Below are 15,829 nucleotides of genomic sequence, written 5' to 3'. Positions count from 1 at the left end.
TGCCGATATGGGCATGCGTCAAGCCGTAGGCATCGGGCGGTCGTGATCCTCACCCCGCGACGCCGGGCGTGAGGACGGCGGAAGCGAGGATCAGGGGTTGCGCGGCACGTCCTTGACGAACACGATCCCGTCGTTCCCGGTCAGGTGAGCCGGGTTCAGCGGGAAGTAGCCGTACCAGGGGGACAGGCGAGGGGCGGGCGGCTGGTCGCCGACAGCGGCGGCCAGCAGGCGGGCGTCGACGACGTAGTGGTCGTGCGGGGTCGTGGAGAGCAGCCCTTCGAGGGTGTCCGGGGGAGGGGCGCCCACCCCCTGGTGCCGGATCGTGCCGATGGCCGTGGCCAGGAAGGCGTACCCCTCGCCCAGGCGGGCGCTCACGAGCGCGCCGGCGCTCCACCATTCCGGCCGCAGGTCGCCCAGCCGCATCGTGCTCTTCTCCCGCTGGAGATGGGCGTTGTGGGCGTGGACCAGCGTCGGGCCCCGCTCGGCGAGCGCGAGGAGGTTGGCGGCCATCATCGAGTCCCGAAGGCCCAGCAGCCGCGCCACCCGGCCCGGTGCGGTGTCGGCCATCCAGAAGTGGTAGCGCAGCAGGCCGGTGGCGGTGCGCCCGTACAGGCGCGCCCGGTCCCAGTCGTCGCGCGAGGACGCCGCGATCAGGTGCGGCGTCTCGGCGTCGAGCAGCGCCACCAGGTCGTCGGCGAGCAGCCGCAACTCCCTGGACTCGGCCGACCGCCCCGAGGACCGGGACGGGTCCATCATCGCGGCGGGCTCGGTCCACCGGTCGTCGGCGCCCAGCAGGCGGTCGAGCGTTTCCGCGGAGCAGGGGAGCAGATCCGGCTCCAGCCGGGCCGCGAGGTAGCCGTGGAGCGCGGTGATGGCCTGCCGGGGGCTCGCGGCGCCGGTCATCTCCAGCGGGCCGTCGAAACCGGCGAAGCGCAGCCGCTCGGCCGCGGGCCGGCCGTCGTTGTAGGCGCGCATCCAGCGTACGAGCTCGCGGTTGGCCGCGGACGCGCCGAACCCGTGGCTGAACCCGCGCTCCATGACCTCGTCGAGGCTGCCCGTGCCCGAGCTGACGTGGTCGTCCACCACCAGGCCCGCCATGCAGTCGCTCTCGATCGCGATCGAGCGGTAACCCTCCTGCTCGACGAGCTGCCGGAAGAGGTCGTTCCGCTGGTGGAGCAGGATGTCCTCGCCGTGGGTGGGCTCGCCCAGGGCGAGCAGCCGCGGGCGGGCCGGCAGCAGCCTCATGACGGCGGCGGCCTCGACGGCATGGGCGATGTCCTGGATGCCAGTAGCCATGCCTTCAACGGTATCGCTGAACCTCAGGTGGAGACTTTTCCGCGCCGGCGCCTGCTGGAAGGGTTGAAAGTCTCAAGCCGTATCACTCCTCCTCCTTGAGCCGTTCGAAGACGAGCTGGGTGCGGCGGACGGCGCGCACCCCGTACACCTCGGCGATCAGGTCGGGGGTGAGGACCTGGCCGGGCGGGCCGCCGGCGAGAACGCGGCCGGCGCTCATGACGTACAGGCGGTCGCAGAACGCGGCGGCCTGGTTGAGGTCGTGCAGCACGGCCAGCGTGGCGACACCCAGCTCGCGCACCAGGTGCAGGATCTCCAGCTGGTGGCGGATGTCCAGGTGGGAGGTGGGCTCGTCGAGCAGGAGCAGGCGGGTCTCCTGGACCAGGGCCCGGGCGATGAGCGCGCGCTGTTTCTCGCCGCCGGACAGGGTGGCGTAGACGCGGGCCTCCGCGCCCGCGAGCCCGACGCGGTCGAGGGCCCGCGCGCACCGCTCCTCGTCGGCGGCGGGGACCCGTTCGTACGGCGTGCGCCCCATCAGCACGACCTCGCCGACGGTGAAGTCCAGCTCGGAGGGCGTCTCCTGGGCCACGACGGCGGTTCGCCGGGCGGACTCGCGCCAGGACAGCCCGTGCACGTCGTCGCCGTCCACGCTGATGAGCCCGGCCGAGGGACGCAGCGCCCGGTAGATCGTGCGCAGCAGGGTGGACTTGCCGCATCCGTTCGGGCCGACGAGGGCGACGAACTCGCCGGCGTCGACCAGGAGGTCGGCCTCGTGCACGATCGGGCGGCCGTCGAGGCGCACGGAGACGCCGCGCAGGTCGAGCATCATGCGACGGTCACCGCCCGGTCGACCGAGCGCCGGCGCAGCAGCCACAGGAAGAACGGCACCCCGAACAGCGCGGTGACGATGCTGAGGGCCAGTTCCTGCGGCGCGTTGACGGTCCGCGCGGCGACGTCCACGAGCTGCAGGAACGCCGCGCCGAGCAGCGCCGTGACCGGGAGCACCCTGCGGTGGTCGGCGCCGACGAGCAGGCGGGCCGCGTGCGGCACGATCAGCCCGACGAACGCGATCGCGCCGCTGGTGGCCACCAGGACGCCGACCAGCAGGGAGGTGAGGACGAAGAGCGTGATCCGCAGGCGGTGCACGTTCACACCGAGGGAGACGGCCGTCTCCTCGCCGGCGGTGAGCGCGTTCAGCTGGCGGTGCTGCAGCAGCAGGTAGACCAGGCCCGCGACCAGGACGACGGTCGGCAGCGGCAACATGTGCCAGCGGGCCCCGCCCAGGCTGCCCATGAGCCAGAACAGCACCTGCTGCGCCGCCCGTCCGCTCTGCGCCTGCTGCAGCACGAAGCTGTAGAGGGCCTGGAAGAGGTATGCCAGGGCGACCCCGGCCAGCACCAGCCGTGACGGGGTGAGCCGGCCCGAGCGCTGGGCCAGCGCGTACACCAGGCCCAGGGCCAGGAGCGCGCCCGCGAAGGCGGCGCCCGACAGCGACAGCCCGCCCAGCGTGGAGGCGCCCAGAATGAGCACGAGCACCGCGCCGAAGGACGCGCCGGACGAGATCCCGAGCAGGAACGGGTCGGCCAGCGGGTTGCGCACCAGCGCCTGCAGCACCGCTCCGACCACCGCCAGCCCCGCCCCGACCAGGAGCGCCAGCAGCGCGCGCGGCAGCCGGAACTCCCACACGATCTGCGCCTGCACCGGCGTCCACGTACGCGGGAGGAGGCCGGGCACCAGCCGGTCGGCGACGATGCCCCACGCCTGCGGCAGCGCGACGTGCACGGCGCCGATGCTCACCGCCAGCCACGTCGCGGCGACCACGGCCACGGCCAGCGCGACGACGAGCGCCGCGAACCGGCCGCCGCGCCGGCGAGGCGTTCCGGCGCTCGCGGCCTGGGCCGGCGCCTGCCGTGTCTCGCTGGTCATGAGGGGAACGCGTCGGGGTGGAGGAAGCGGGCGATGTCGGTGATGGCCAGGAGGTTGCGGTAGCCGGGATGCTGGGCCGCGACCGGCACGGGGAGCACCCGCTTGGCCCTGGCCGCGGGGCTGTTCCTGGCGATGGCGAGGGCGTCGGCGGTCTTGGCCTGCACGGTCGGCATCGTCTCGCCTCGCAGGGTGGCGTACTCGCTGACCAGGATGGCGTCGGGCTGCGCGGCGCTGATCTGCTCCACGCTGACCTCGGTGTAGTCGCCCTTGACGTCGGCCAGCACGTTCACCCCGCCGGCGGCGGTGATCATCTGGTTGGTGATGCCGGCGCCGCCGTAGGCGTTGACCGGGCCCTTGCCGCCGTCGGTGGCCAGCACCTTGACCGGTGGCCGGCCGGAGACGCGCTTGCGCGCGTCGTCGAGCCGGCCGCGCAGCTCGGCGGCCAGCTTGCCGGCGCGGTCGGACACGCCGAAGATCTTGCCGAGGTTGTGCAGGTCGGTGAAGGTGTCCTCGAGGGTGAACTCGAGCGTCTCCTCGGGGCTGCACCAGCCGCCCAGGATGTACACCGGCGAGCCCGCGGCGTCCAGCTCCTCCACGGTGGCGTAACCGCCGCCGGCGTCGAAGGAGGCCATCGCGTTGTCCAGGACGAAGTCGGCGCCCTGGGCGAGCATGACCTCCTTCTGGGGGAGCATGATCGTCGGCGAGATCTCCGGGATCTTGTCATACGGCTCCTTCTGGCCGGGCAGGAACGCACTCTCGGAGAAGTTCGTACGGCCGGCGATCCGGTCGCCCAGGCCGAGGGCGAGCAGCGTTTCCAGAGACGGGTGGTAGCCGGTCACGACCTTGGCGGGCGGCCGGTCGAAGGTGAGGGTGCGGCCGCAGTTCTCGACCGTGACGGGGAATCCGGGCGGTGGCGCCGCGGCGGAACCGGTCTCCTGGGTGGCGGGCGCCTGCCCGCAGGCGGTCAGCGTCAGGGCCGCCACCAGGACGAGCAACCTTCTCATGATCCGGCGGCCGCCTTCGTCGGTACGCTGTCGCGAGTGATCGGCATGGCTGGGGTGCGGCTCATGTGGTGAGTCTCCGGAGGTGAGAGGTCGAGCGATGGTGCGACGAACGACCTCATTCTGCACATATGCCGCAATTGCCAGCAAGCTGCATCAGGCCGCCGCGCACGCCCTGCTGCTCAGGAGATGCCGGTCAGGAGGCGCCGGCCGGGGCGGACCTCACCCCGGCTCCGCCAGCGCCCGGCGCCTGAAGCCGCTGGGCGACAGGCCGAACGCGCGGCGGAAGGCCCGGCTGAAGTCAGCCGGGTGGGAGAAGACCCAGGCCGCGGAGACGTCCTGGATGGAGACGCCCCGCAGCGCCGGATCGGCCAGGTCACGCCGGGCGCGTTCCAGCCGTTGCCGCCTGATCCAGGCGCTGACCGTGAGGTCCTGCTCGGCGAAGAGCCCGTGCAGGTGGCTGAGCGAGATGTTATGGGCGGCGGCCACCCTGCCGGGCGTCAGATCGGGATCGCGGAGATGCCACTGGATGAAGGTACGGATGCGCTGGTCGAGCACGTCCCTGCCGGACCGTTGCCGCATGCCGCCGTGACCGCCCTCCCCCAGATGGTGGAGCAGCGCGGAGACCAGCCCCACAAGCGCCATCCCCACCCGCGGGCCGTCGGCGGGCCGCAAGCCCTCCCGGTCGTTCCACACGTCGGTGACGAAATCGGCCAGCAGCCGGGCGATCCCGCTCGTGGCGGGAACCTCCCGGCACGTCAACCCGGCCGGCGGCTGCACGAGAGCCTTCGGGACGATCACGCAGGCGCTCCCCGGCGCCCACCGGGTCCCGCGCGCGGGGCCGTACAGGAACAACGCACCGCCCTCCTGCCGCCCCAAGGGGACGACCAGCGCGTACGCGTCCTCCTCCACGACCGGGACCTCCGGGTCGCCCACCAGGGTCAGCCCGCCGAGCCGAAGCCGCCGCGTCCCGATCACCTTGCCGCAGCCCTGGCCGCTCCGCAGGGCGCCACGCCCGCCGGGACGGTCGTCGTCTCACGGGGCACGCGGCTCCCCCTGTTCGCTCGATCGCACGGCATCGGGCGACCATCGTCAGGAGGTGCGGTGAACCGTCGCTGAAAGCGCTCTGAAACGGCTCGGTACCGGTCCCGGCAGTCCTGTGGAAAACTGCTTGACCATGACGAGCGAGCCCGAGCCCACGCCGTCCGGTCACCAACCGCCGCCACCCGACGGCTCGGCCACGCCACAGCCCGAGCCGCTCGAGCAGGACGCGAGCGTTTACTGGACGCCTGCGCCGCGGACCGTGACGATCGCTTCGACGGTGTGGATCTGCTTCGGGGGGCTGCTGGCCGCAGGCGTGATCTTCACCGCCCTCAGCCCGGACTCGCCCCCTCTGAGCACGGGCCCGTTCGCCCTGCTCCTGTGGATCGGCGTCGCCGTGGCGATGATCGTCCTCGCCAAGCTCATGCGGCAGGGCAGCACGGGCGCCCGCACCGCGCTGACCGTGCTGGGAGTCGTGGCGCTCGTCGGCATCTGGACCGTGCTCTTCGTCGTCCCGGCGATCGTGCTGCAGTTCCTGCCCGGCAGCAACGCGTGGTTCCGCACGGTCAAGGGGGGCTAGGGTCGCACCCGCCCGGCCCGTGACTCAAGATGGCGTTGCTCGGCGATGCTCGCGGTGGCCTTCGCGGCGCGCCGGTAATGCTCGTACGCACCGGCCGTGTCGCCGGTCTGCTCCAGCAGGTGAGCCCGGACGGACAGCAGCCGGTGATGGCCGGCCATCCGCTCGTCGCCGTCCAACGTGGACAGCAGGGCCAGCCCCGCGGCCGGGCCCTCGGTCTCGGCGAGCGCGATCGCCCGGTTCAGCGTGACCATCGGGTTGGGCGCGATCCGCTCCAGGATCAGGTAGAGCGCGTGCACCTGCGGCCAGTTGGTCTCCTCCGCCGTCGCCGCGTCGGCGTGCGTCGCGGCGATGGCGGCCTGCAGCTGGTACGGCCCCAGCGCCGGGGCGGCCAGCGACGCCTTGACCAGCTCGATGCCCTCGTCGACCAGGGCGCGGTCCCACGTCGAGCGGTCCTGCTCGGCCAGCGGCACCAGGTCGCCCGCCGCCGTCGTACGCGCCTGCCTGCGGGCGTCGGTCAGCAACATCAGCGCGAGCAGCCCGGTCACCTCGCCGTCGCCGGGCAGCTGCGCGTGGACCGTCCTGGCCAGCCGGATCGCCTCGTGCGCGAGGTCGACGCGGTGCAGCTCGCTGCCCGACGAGGCGGTGTAACCCTCGTTGAAGATCAGGTAGAGCACGTGCAGGACGACCCGCAGCCGCTCCTCCCGCTCCGCGCCGTCCGGCAGGCTGAACGAGCTGCCCGCGGCCTTGATGCGCTGCTTGGCCCGGCTGATCCTGGCCGCCATCGTGGCCTCCGGCACCAGGAACGCGCGGGCGATCTCGGCGGTGGTGAGGCCCCCGACCGCCCGCAGCGTCAGGGCGGTCTGGGAGGCCGCGGTCAGCGTCGGATGGCAGCACAGGAACAGCAGCAGGAGCGTGTCGTCGGTGTCCGGCACGTCCTGCGGCGCCACCTCGGCGGCCGTCGCCGACTCCCGCTCGCGGCGCGCGTGGTCGCTGCGCACCTGGTCGATGAGCCGCCGGGACGCGACGGTCACCAGCCAGCCGCGCGGGTTGCCCGGCACCCCCTCGGCCGGCCACTGCACGGTGGCGGCGAGCACGGCCTCCTGCACGGCGTCCTCGCACCCCTCGAACTGGCCGTGCCGGCGTACCAGCGTGCCGAGGACCTGCGGCGCGAGCTCACGCAGCAGGTCCTCGACGGCCGGCGCCGTCATGCCTCCGACGGCCCGTCAGCGAACATGACCTGCCGCACCTCGACCCCCAGCCCCTGGATCGCGGCGTCCGGGATCCGCGCCGCCAGCTCGATCGCCCGCTCCTTGTTCTCGCAGTCGATCAGGTAGAAGCCGCCCAGGAATTCCTTCGACTCCAGGAACGGGCCGTCGGTGACCACGGGCTGGCCGTTGCGCACGGACACCACGGCCGCCTGGGACGGGTCGACCAGCGCCTGCGTGTTGATCAGCTCGCCGGACTCCTTCAGCGCCTCGATGAACCTGGCGTGACCGTCGCCGATCGCCGCCTTCTCCTCGTCGGTCAGCGCGTCCAGCACGGCCGGGTTGATGTGCATGCCGATCAGGAACTTCATGTCGTACTCCTCGTGTCGCGCGGGGCCCCGGCCGGGACCCCTTCGACCGGTTGGTCGGAGCCGCCGCCGTCGCCTTGACATCCCCGCCGGAACTTTTCGGACGAGATCTGCTCGCCCGTCGCCCTGGCCCGCGATGTCGTCCTCCCTGTCGTCGCAGGATAGGCGAGCCGTGGGAGCGGACCGGGCCGTAAAGAAGCGATCTCCCGTGAGGCCGGGATTCAGGCCCGCGCGAGGGGGCAGGCGGCAATCCGATGACACGTCGTCCCAGCCGGGGAAGTGATGGCCATGGCCAGGACCGAGCACCTTCCCACCCCCGTACGCCGCCGCGACGGCCAGCCGTACGTGCGCGTGCGGGACCTCGAGCGGGACCTGAGGTCCCGCGTGGACGGAGAGGTACGCTTCGATCCCGGCAGCCGCGGCGCCTACTCGACCGACGGCTCCAACTACCGGATGGTCCCGCTCGGCGTGGTCGTGCCCCGCACCGTGGAGGCGGCCGTCGAGGCCGTGGCCGTCTGCCGCGAGCACCGCGCGCCGATCACCTCACGTGGTGGCGGCACGAGCCTGGCGGGGCAGGCCTGCAACGTCGCCGTGATCATCGACTGGTCGAAGTACTGCGACCGCCTGGTCTCCGTCGACGAGCAGGCCGCGACGTGCGTGGTCGAGCCCGGCATCGTCCTCGACGAGCTCAACCGGCGGCTCGCGGGCACCCGCCTGATGTTCGGGCCGCGCCCGTCCACCCACTCCCACTGCACGATCGGCGGCATGATCGGCAACAACTCGTGCGGCTCGACCGCCCAGGCCTACGGCAAGACCTCCGAGAACGTCGCCCGCCTGGAAGTCCTCACCTACGACGGGACGCGCATGTGGGTCGGGCCCACCAGCGAGCAGGAGTACGAGCGCATCCTCGCGGAAGGCGGCCGCCGCGCCGGCCTCTACCGGCGGCTGCGCGAGATCGCCGGCGAGCACGCCGGCGAGATCGTGACCCGCTTCCCCGACATCCCGCGCCGGGTGTCCGGCTACAACCTCGACCAGCTGCTGCCCGGCGGGCCCTTCGACCTGGCCAGGGCGCTGGTCGGCTCGGAGGGCACGCTGGTGACCGTGCTGCGGGCGGAGCTGAAGCTCGTGCCCGTGCCGGAGCACGAGACGCTGGTCCTGCTCGGCTATCCCGACGTCGTCGCCGCCGCCGAGGCCGTGCCGCGCGTCGCCGCCCACCGCCCGCTGCAGCTGGAAGGGCTGGACGACAGGCTCATCGGCGACGAACGCCGCCGGCACATGAACGCCGAGGCGCTGGCCCGGCTGCCCGAAGGCGGCGGCTGGCTGATGGTGTCCTTCGCCGGCCGCACCCGGCAGGAGGCCGACCGGCACGCCCACGCCCTCATCGGCGACCTGCGCGGCAGCAGGCACGAGCCGCACGTGTCCTCCTTCGACGAGGAAAAGGCCGAACGTCAGCTGTGGGCCCTGCGCGAAGGCGGGCTCGGCGCCACCGCCCGCGTCCCGGACATGCGGGTGACCTGGGAAGGGTGGGAGGACTCGGCCGTACCACCGGAGCGGCTCGGCGACTACCTGCGTGACCTGCGCCGCCTGTTCACCGAGTTCGGCTACGGCGAGGCCGCGCTCTACGGGCACTTCGGGCAGGGCTGCGTGCACACCCGCATCCCCTTCGACCTGGTCACCGCCGACGGCGTCGCCGCCTTCCACGCCTTCCTGCGCCGCGCCGCCGACCTGGTCGTCTCCTACGGCGGCTCCCTGTCCGGCGAGCACGGTGACGGCCAGTCCAAGGCCGAGCTGCTCCCCGTCATGTTCGGCCCCGACGTCATGACCGCCTTCCGCGAGGTCAAAGCCCTCTTCGACCCCGAGAACCGGATGAACCCCGGCAAGATCGTCGCCCCGGACGGGCCCCCGAACGCGGCGACGGACGACCTGCGCCTCGGCAGCGCGTGGACGCCCGCGGAACCCGCCACGGCATTCGGCTACCCCCACGACGAGGGCAGCTTCCAATGGGCCGTGATGCGCTGCGTCGGCGTCGGCCAGTGCCGCAGCCACACCGGCGGCGTCATGTGCCCCTCCTACCGCGCCACCGGCGAGGAGGAGCACTCCACCCGCGGCCGGGCCCGGCTGCTGTTCGAGATGCTCAACGGTCACGCCGACACGCCAGTCGCCGGCGGCTGGCGCTCCGATGCGGTACGTGACGCGCTCGACCTGTGCCTGGCCTGCAAGGGTTGCAAGCACGACTGCCCGATGAACGTGGACATGGCGACGTACAAGGCCGAGTTCCTCGCCCACCACTACGCGCACCGGCTGCGCCCCGCGGCCCACTACAGCATGGGCTGGCTGCCGCTGTGGGCCCGCCTGGCCGCCTTCGCGCCGGGCGCGGTCAACGCGCTGACCCACGCTCCCGGCCTGGCCGGGCTGGTCAAGCGGCTGGGCGGCATCGAACCCCGCCGATCGTTGCCGGTCTTCGCGCGTACCCGCTTCAGCGACTCCTACCGGCGGCGGGGCCCGCGCGGCACCGGCGAGCGCGGCAGCGTGCTGCTGTGGCCCGACACCTTCACCGACAACCTCGCGCCGCGCATCGCGGCCGCCGCCGTCAGGGTGCTCGAAGCCGCCGGCTACCGGGTGCTCATTCCGCCGCGGACCCTGTGCTGCGGGCTCACCTGGATCTCCACCGGCCAGCTCGGCATCGCCAGGCGGATGTTGCGCCGCACCCTGCGCACGCTCGCCCCGCTGTTGCGGCAGGGCATCCCCGTCGTCGGCCTCGAACCCAGCTGCACGGCGGTCTTCCGCGACGACGCTCTCGCCCTGCTGGCGCACGACCGCGACGCCGCACGCCTGGCCGAGCAGACCACGACGCTGGCCGAACTGCTCACGCGTGCCGACGGCTGGCAGCCGCCCGCCATCGACCGTGACGTCCTCGGCCAGCCGCACTGCCACCAGCACGCCGTCCTCGGCCACCAGGCCGACCAGGATTTGCTGGCCCGCGCCGGGGCCCGGCTGAGCACCGTGGGAGGCTGCTGCGGCCTGGCGGGCGACTTCGGCTTCACGGCCGGGCACATGGAGGTGTCACTGGCCTGCGCCGAGCACGAGCTGCTGCCCGCCATTCGCGGGGCCGGCCCGGACACGGTGATCCTGGCCGACGGCTTCAGCTGCCGTACCCAGATCAACCACACCGCGCCCGAACGCCGCCCGCTGCACCTGGCCGAGCTTCTCGCCGCCCACCTGAGGCCAGGAGCCGACCCGGCGGCGTCGCCCCTCGCGCGGCCGTGAATGCTCAGCCGAGGAGGCCGGGAAGGATGCCGAGCGACCCTCCGCCGCCCAGGATTCCTCCGAGGAGGTTGCCCACCAGGGCGAGCAGCGAGCTGAGCAGGTCCTCTGACGGGGCCGGAGCGGCGGCGGCGGGAGTGGCGAGTACGACGGTCAGCATGGCGCCGGTGGCCAGGATGGCGGTCATACGGGCGGTGGACTTCATGGTGCCTCCACAGGCAGTAACGGAAAGTAATTATCGAGTTACCCTATGTGAAGTTGATGTTGCTCGCTGTGACCGCCTCGCCCGGTCTGCTCGTCAGGTGGGCCATTTCCGCCCCGGCGGCGAGCTCACACCGGATCGGGCAGGCTCATCGTCGCCAGCCGCGTCCGGTCGGCCAGGACCGTGACGCCGGCGATGGGCGCCGGCAGGCCGGCGAGACCTGGTGAGCAGGGGGCGTCGTTCGCCGGAGGGTGACCCGCCGTCCGTCACAACGGCGTGACCGGGCCGGCTTTCGGCACGTACACCAGGGCGTCGTAGGCCAGGGCGGGTGTCATCGTCACCGTGTAGGCCGAGCTCAGGTGGCTGTAGACCGACCGGAACGCGTCGCCGACGCTGCCCATCGGGATCTCCGAGGCGAGCAGTTCGCGGTTGCCGGGCCTGGCCGAGGCCCGCGCGACGTTGACGTAGCCCAGCGGCTCGTCGCCGAACAGCTTGGCCAGGGGCGAGTCGTGGCTCACGGTGAACCGCTTGCGCTGCCCGGAATCCTCGTCCTTGGCCACAAAGGTGCTCTCGCCGAACTCCGTGCCGATCGTGAAGTAGTCCTTGCCGTACGTCTTGGCCAGCCGCCGCCCCATCGACGCGAACGAGAACGCGGCGCCGCTCTTGTCGATGTGGCCGTTGTGGCCGCACACCATGATCTTCTTCCGTCCCTCGGATCTCTCCAGGGCGGCGATCCAGCCGACGTTCTCGGCCATCCAGGCGTCCCGCTTGCGGGAGTAGTCGCCCCCGGACACCTGCAACCGCGCGCCGCGCAGGATCGTCTCGGCGTGGTGCACGGCGAGCACGAACGATCCCTCGGAGGTGCGGCTCACGTACGTGTCGCGATGGTCCTTCATGTGGGAGACGAGCCGTTCGGCGGCGGTGGCGGCCGCGGTCACCTTCGCCTTGTCCTGGCTGGACCTGGTGGCGTCGGTGAGGTCGGCCAGCGACTCCTCGGCGTGGCGGACCCGGGCGGGGTCGGCCGTGGCGAGATAGCGCAGCAGCCGTTCCTTGTTGCGGTCGTAGCGCTGCATGTCGAAGCCGTAGAGGCGCACCTTGGCCGCGTCGGGGAGAGCGGTGTTGTGGTCGTGGATCCATTCGATCAGGTCCGCCATCTCGCGGGTCCGGTAGATGTCGAAGCCGAGCGCGGCGGCCGCGGCCCGCGCGCTGCCCTCGCCCTTCATGACATAGTCGTTGGCCGCCGCCGTGCCGCCGAAGTCGGCCTCCAGGGCGACCGTGCGGAAGCCGTGGTCCGTGACCAGCTTCCTGATGATGAGCGCGCGGGTCCGGACGAACTCCTTGTTGCCGTGCGTGGCCTCGCCGATCCCGACCACCCGTTTGCCGGCGGCGTCGGAGAGCGGGGCCCGGTCGAGGGGGACCACGGCGTCGGGCGTCACCCGGGAGGTGTCCACGCCTGCGCAGCCGGTGGCCAGCAGAGCGAGCAGGGAGAGGTCGGCGAGCGTTCGGGCGAGCTTGCGGCTCATGTGAATTCACTTCCTTGACGTCCGGGGAATGCCGGGCCGACGGTGAAGGGCACGCCGTCAGGCGCCCTCACGTCCTCGGGGGACTGGCTGACGTGGTCGAACTCGATCACGCGTCAAGTCCACAGGACGCGCGGTCACCGGGTCATCGAACCTGGGTCGAGCGCGGCCGTGCGCAGGGTTAGACCGGCCGCCCCGGTTGTGGACCTGCGGCCACCCGGATGGGGGCCTGGGTAGCGCGGATGCGCGGCACCGCAACCCTCGCTAGAGTTCTTTGCGATCATCGACGTTGATCGCGCCATCGATGGCTCTCGCCCTGTGGGGCTGCGGGCACGGCTGGGCGGTCGTGCAGGGTGGACACCGGGGGAGATGGGTTTGGCCGGCCGTAGCAGAGGGCGGCCGGGCTGGCTCCACGTGGGCGCGCTCGAGCGCCGGCTGACCCGGGCCTGGAATCCCGGCACCTTCCCGCCCGCCGAGGTCCTCCTGGCCATCATGACGTTGTCCGCCGTGCCGCGAGCCTTAGGGGCCCGCCTGGCCGCCCACCTGGACGGCGGCATCGTGGTCGGGCCCGGCGCCGTGCCCGACCTGCCCGGCTTCGAGGCTCTTCGCGGTGTCGCGCTGCCGGTCCAGCAGGGCGGCTGGGAGCGCAGCGCCGGCGTCTACGACCCCAACCGGCGGCGCGTCGGCGTCGGCAGCGTGCCGTCTCCGTCGGTCAGCGTGGCCGGGCACGAGCTGGGGCACGCCACGGATCATCTGGAAGGCATGCCGTCGCGCGGCGTGTTCTGGTCGCGGTTGCACGCGTCGCGCGCGCCGCATCTGGCGCCGCCCTTCCGGCAGGACGCGGCCGAGCTCTATGCCGAGGCCTTCGCCTGCGTGCTCACCGGGAGAGCCCGCCGCCTGATCAGCTTATTCGGCGACGAGGACGCCGCCCAGCGTGCCTATCTATGGGTTTCGGGACGCTATGGGATGGGCTGACCGGATCTCCTTGCCCTGCTGAACGCGCGCGCTATTCTGAGGGGGGAACCGGTGACCGGTGAGACGGGAGGGACGCAGCTCATGACCGCCATCATGCTGGCCGGCGGAGTCCTGCGGGTGCCCGAGTCGAGCGTGTTGCCGGACGGGACCCGCGTGGACGGCACGCGCGACATCGCCCCTGACGCCCCCGACTACGCGACCTGGCTCCCGTACGTGATTCCCGAGGGAGCCGCGTGGCACGGCAACACCGACGACGAGAGCATTTTGGCGCGCTGGCGAGCGGCCGCCAGCGCCTGACCGGCGTCCCCGTCACGTTCCCGTAGCCGCCGGGCCCCCTCCTCCCAGCCCACCCTGCCGGACGGACCGGTGGCCAACGACCGACCGGCGCCTCGAGGGACGGCCGGGCACCCCTCGCTGCCCGGCCGTGCGCGATGACGCCGCCTCGAAGGGCATCAGCGGTTGGACGCCAGGCTGTGGACCGGGTGCTCCCCCTCGGTCTGCAGCCGGTACTCGTGGCCGGACTTGGCACGGTTGTCGTCGATGACCCGCTCGGAAGGCGCCTTCTCGCCGCCCATGATCGCCTCCTGCATCTTCTCGAAGCGTTCGTGCGCCTCCTGCACGTAGCCGGTGCCCAGGGTGGTGTAGTCGATCTGGGTGGCGATGAGTTCGCGCACGTACTGCTTGTTGGGCTCGAACGTCACCGGAGCGGGAAGCTCGGGCGCGAGCACCTGCTCCGGGTCGCGGCCGTCGTGCCGCTTGAACAGCTCGGCCGCCAGCCGCAGGTGCTCCAGCTCCATGTTGAGGTGGAGCTCCCAGATGTTCTTCACCTTGGGGTCGGACTCGGTCTCCATGAACGAGTGGTAGAGGTAGCACTCGTTGTACTCGTGGTTGAGCAGCATCTCCCACCAGCTCTCGCCGGGGTCGACCAGCGACTCGTAGTGGGTGACGTGTTCCTCCTCGACGAGGCCGATCTCCTGGTAGAGCTGCCGGGCGATGGGCTCCATGTACATCGGGCCGACGTTCATGTAGAAGTTCATGGTCTGCTGCTCGGCCGACATGATGGTCAGCGCGTGCAGCTTGGAGATGGGCGCGGCCGAGCTCCTGTCGTAGGGCTCGCGTACGTTGTCGACGGGGTTGCGGTGGTGCAGGTAGGTCGGCCGGCCGGGCATCACCTCGGTGAGCTGGTCGACGATCTTCTCGGCCTTGCGGTGCTCGATCATCTCGTAGAGGTTGGCGTAGCGGTAGAGGTGGTCGAAGTCCTCCAGCACGCCGAACTGGTAGGCCTGCTTCAGATACGCGTCCGGCTCCATCCGGGCCACCCACGCGGTCAGGTCGACGGCGACCTGCTCGTAGGCCATGGTGGTCTCCAGCACCGACGCCAGGCCGGGCAGCAGCCAGTTGACCGCCTTCTGCTGCTGCGCCTCGATGTAACGCACGCGGGCCAGCTGCTGTTTCAGCTCCACGTCGGGACAGTGGCGGGCGAGGTGGTGGCTGAACATGATCGCCTCCACCTCGATGCCGTTCATCGTGATGATCCGGCACCGCGTGTACGGGTCGGCGTGATCGGGATCGGTCGGCGTGACGTTGAGCTCACGCCAGTTGCGCAGCTGCTTGTCCAGCGGGATACCCCGCTCCTGTAGCGGATTGAAGGTCATGTGCGTGCGCTCCTTCGCGCTGGTCAGAGAGGTGCGGAGGCCCCGCCCTACCCGAGGCTTCCCGGTCCGGTCTCTGCGCGCTCCCGCCCGAGATTCCGGATTCGGTAAGCATTTCCGCAGTCCTTGACGTGCGCCGGCGTGCCGCTCCTTCCGTCGGGTAGGCCACGCCTGGACTCGGAGGAGGATCGCCATGACCGACCAGAAGACGGCGCCGGAGACGATGGACGAGACGGACGTCATCGACCTGCTGCAGGCCCAGCACGGAATGATCCGGGACCTGTTCGACGAGGTCGAGCAGGCGCCCGCCGGCCGGCGCGACGAGGCGTTCAGCCGGCTGGTGCGGATGCTGGCCGTGCACGAGACCGCCGAGGAGGAGATCGTCCACCCCCACGCGCGCCGCACCATCGACGGCGGCGACGCCGTGGTCGACGACCGGCTCGCCGAGGAGAACGAAGCCAAGGAGATGTTGTCGCGGATGGACGAGGCGGGCCCGGACGCCCCCGACTTCCTGCAGAACCTGGCGACGTTGCGCGCCGCCGTCGAGGCGCACGCCCGCAGCGAGGAACGTTACGAGTTCCTCCAGCTCCGGGCCCACACCAGCCCGGCCGAGCGGCGCAGCATGGCCGCCGGGGTCAAGGCCGCCGAGGCCATGGCCCCCACGCACCCGCACCCGGGCACCGAGTCGGCCGTCAAGAACGTCCTGGTCGGGACACCGGTCGCGATGATGGACCGCGTCCGTGACGTGGTTCGCCAGGCGATGGGCAAGAATCCCTGACCGAGACGGCGCGGCCTCCGAGGA

At 71.8% G+C, this 15,829-nt stretch carries 15 protein-coding genes; 5 read left to right on the top strand and 10 right to left on the bottom strand.

The features are described 5' to 3' along the window. Positions 1 to 90 precede the first annotated feature (90 nt). From ACZ6SA_RS22805 to ACZ6SA_RS22785, 5 genes are all read right to left on the bottom strand, one after another. A complete protein-coding gene (locus ACZ6SA_RS22805) occupies positions 91 to 1,296 on the bottom strand; it encodes an erythromycin esterase family protein (protein WP_465830170.1) in 1,206 nt (401 codons plus the stop codon). An 82-nt stretch (positions 1,297 to 1,378) separates the two neighbouring features. Beyond that, positions 1,379 to 2,122, bottom strand: a complete 744-nt coding sequence (locus tag ACZ6SA_RS22800; protein WP_465830168.1) for an ABC transporter ATP-binding protein — start codon at positions 2,120 to 2,122, stop codon at positions 1,379 to 1,381. Continuing rightward, entirely contained in the window at positions 2,119 to 3,219 is a 1,101-nt protein-coding gene (locus tag ACZ6SA_RS22795; protein WP_347643455.1) for a FecCD family ABC transporter permease, read from the bottom strand. The genes ACZ6SA_RS22800 and ACZ6SA_RS22795 overlap by 4 nt, the downstream gene beginning before the upstream one ends. Then, positions 3,216 to 4,223, bottom strand: a complete 1,008-nt coding sequence (locus ACZ6SA_RS22790) for an ABC transporter substrate-binding protein (RefSeq protein ID WP_465830166.1) — start codon at positions 4,221 to 4,223, stop codon at positions 3,216 to 3,218. Before ACZ6SA_RS22790 ends, ACZ6SA_RS22795 begins: the two co-directional genes overlap by 4 nt. Before the next feature lie 219 nt (positions 4,224 to 4,442). Continuing rightward, positions 4,443 to 5,198, bottom strand: a complete 756-nt coding sequence (locus tag ACZ6SA_RS22785; protein WP_465830164.1) for a helix-turn-helix domain-containing protein — start codon at positions 5,196 to 5,198, stop codon at positions 4,443 to 4,445. A 199-nt stretch (positions 5,199 to 5,397) separates the two neighbouring features. Between ACZ6SA_RS22785 and ACZ6SA_RS22780 the strand changes: the two genes are divergently transcribed. After that, positions 5,398 to 5,841, top strand: coding sequence for a hypothetical protein (locus ACZ6SA_RS22780; RefSeq protein WP_465830162.1), 444 nt, complete (start codon positions 5,398 to 5,400; stop codon positions 5,839 to 5,841). On the opposite strand, the gene ACZ6SA_RS22775 is transcribed toward ACZ6SA_RS22780, so the two are convergent. Next, positions 5,838 to 7,049, bottom strand: coding sequence for an RNA polymerase sigma factor (locus tag ACZ6SA_RS22775; RefSeq protein WP_347643459.1), 1,212 nt, complete (start codon positions 7,047 to 7,049; stop codon positions 5,838 to 5,840). The two genes, ACZ6SA_RS22780 and ACZ6SA_RS22775, sit on opposite strands and share 4 nt — an antisense overlap. Next, positions 7,046 to 7,417: a YciI family protein gene (locus tag ACZ6SA_RS22770; RefSeq protein ID WP_347616292.1), complete on the bottom strand. Its 372-nt coding sequence runs from the start codon at positions 7,415 to 7,417 to the stop codon at positions 7,046 to 7,048. The genes ACZ6SA_RS22775 and ACZ6SA_RS22770 overlap by 4 nt, the downstream gene beginning before the upstream one ends. A 285-nt stretch (positions 7,418 to 7,702) precedes the next feature. Between ACZ6SA_RS22770 and ACZ6SA_RS22765 the strand changes: the two genes are divergently transcribed. Then, on the top strand, positions 7,703 to 10,681 hold the full coding sequence (locus tag ACZ6SA_RS22765) for an FAD-binding and (Fe-S)-binding domain-containing protein (RefSeq protein WP_465830156.1): 2,979 nt from the start codon (positions 7,703 to 7,705) through the stop codon (positions 10,679 to 10,681). 4 nt (positions 10,682 to 10,685) lie between these two features. Here ACZ6SA_RS22765 and ACZ6SA_RS22760 read toward each other — a convergent pair whose 3' ends face one another. Continuing rightward, positions 10,686 to 10,883 carry a hypothetical protein gene (locus ACZ6SA_RS22760; RefSeq protein WP_347643461.1) on the bottom strand — a complete coding sequence of 66 codons (198 nt, stop codon included), beginning with the start codon at positions 10,881 to 10,883 and terminating at the stop codon, positions 10,686 to 10,688. Positions 10,884 to 11,146: 263 nt separating this feature from the next. Beyond that, complete coding sequence (locus tag ACZ6SA_RS22755) at positions 11,147 to 12,403, bottom strand: erythromycin esterase family protein (protein WP_465830154.1); 1,257 nt, start codon at positions 12,401 to 12,403, stop codon at positions 11,147 to 11,149. 372 nt (positions 12,404 to 12,775) lie between these two features. On the opposite strand from ACZ6SA_RS22755, the gene ACZ6SA_RS22750 reads away from it, so the two are divergent. Both ACZ6SA_RS22750 and ACZ6SA_RS22745 read left to right on the top strand, forming a co-directional pair. Continuing rightward, complete coding sequence (locus ACZ6SA_RS22750) at positions 12,776 to 13,375, top strand: hypothetical protein (RefSeq protein ID WP_347643463.1); 600 nt, start codon at positions 12,776 to 12,778, stop codon at positions 13,373 to 13,375. Positions 13,376 to 13,456: 81 nt separating this feature from the next. Continuing rightward, entirely contained in the window at positions 13,457 to 13,672 is a 216-nt protein-coding gene (locus ACZ6SA_RS22745) for a hypothetical protein (protein WP_347643464.1), read from the top strand. A 155-nt stretch (positions 13,673 to 13,827) separates the two neighbouring features. On the opposite strand, the gene ACZ6SA_RS22740 is transcribed toward ACZ6SA_RS22745, so the two are convergent. Further along, the gene (locus tag ACZ6SA_RS22740; protein ID WP_347643465.1) at positions 13,828 to 15,030 is read right to left on the bottom strand and encodes a hypothetical protein; all 1,203 of its coding nucleotides are present in this window, start codon (positions 15,028 to 15,030) and stop codon (positions 13,828 to 13,830) included. Between the two features lie 190 nt (positions 15,031 to 15,220). Between ACZ6SA_RS22740 and ACZ6SA_RS22735 the strand changes: the two genes are divergently transcribed. Further along, positions 15,221 to 15,805: a hemerythrin domain-containing protein gene (locus tag ACZ6SA_RS22735; protein ID WP_347643466.1), complete on the top strand. Its 585-nt coding sequence runs from the start codon at positions 15,221 to 15,223 to the stop codon at positions 15,803 to 15,805. Positions 15,806 to 15,829 lie beyond the last annotated feature (24 nt).

This window comes from Nonomuraea sp. NPDC049378 (genome assembly GCF_055586745.1).
The sequence above is the reverse complement of the archived record's forward strand: the minus strand, read 5'-3'. Positions and strand labels throughout refer to the sequence as shown.

Excerpts from the sequence above, each read along its gene's own strand:
- ACZ6SA_RS22760 (WP_347643461.1), bottom strand. The coding sequence starts at position 10,883 with ATGAAGTCCACCGCCCGTATGACCGCCATCCTGGCCACCGGCGCCATG.
- ACZ6SA_RS22780 (WP_465830162.1), top strand. The coding sequence starts at position 5,398 with ATGACGAGCGAGCCCGAGCCCACGCCGTCCGGTCACCAACCGCCGCCA.
- ACZ6SA_RS22755 (WP_465830154.1), bottom strand. The coding sequence starts at position 12,403 with ATGAGCCGCAAGCTCGCCCGAACGCTCGCCGACCTCTCCCTGCTCGCT.
- ACZ6SA_RS22800 (WP_465830168.1), bottom strand. The coding sequence starts at position 2,122 with ATGATGCTCGACCTGCGCGGCGTCTCCGTGCGCCTCGACGGCCGCCCG.
- ACZ6SA_RS22765 (WP_465830156.1), top strand. The coding sequence starts at position 7,703 with ATGGCCAGGACCGAGCACCTTCCCACCCCCGTACGCCGCCGCGACGGC.
- ACZ6SA_RS22735 (WP_347643466.1), top strand. The coding sequence starts at position 15,221 with ATGACCGACCAGAAGACGGCGCCGGAGACGATGGACGAGACGGACGTC.
- ACZ6SA_RS22745 (WP_347643464.1), top strand. The coding sequence starts at position 13,457 with ATGACCGCCATCATGCTGGCCGGCGGAGTCCTGCGGGTGCCCGAGTCG.
- ACZ6SA_RS22770 (WP_347616292.1), bottom strand. The coding sequence starts at position 7,417 with ATGAAGTTCCTGATCGGCATGCACATCAACCCGGCCGTGCTGGACGCG.
- ACZ6SA_RS22775 (WP_347643459.1), bottom strand. The coding sequence starts at position 7,049 with ATGACGGCGCCGGCCGTCGAGGACCTGCTGCGTGAGCTCGCGCCGCAG.
- ACZ6SA_RS22790 (WP_465830166.1), bottom strand. The coding sequence starts at position 4,223 with ATGAGAAGGTTGCTCGTCCTGGTGGCGGCCCTGACGCTGACCGCCTGC.
- ACZ6SA_RS22740 (WP_347643465.1), bottom strand. The coding sequence starts at position 15,030 with ATGACCTTCAATCCGCTACAGGAGCGGGGTATCCCGCTGGACAAGCAG.
- ACZ6SA_RS22795 (WP_347643455.1), bottom strand. The coding sequence starts at position 3,219 with ATGACCAGCGAGACACGGCAGGCGCCGGCCCAGGCCGCGAGCGCCGGA.
- ACZ6SA_RS22805 (WP_465830170.1), bottom strand. The coding sequence starts at position 1,296 with ATGGCTACTGGCATCCAGGACATCGCCCATGCCGTCGAGGCCGCCGCC.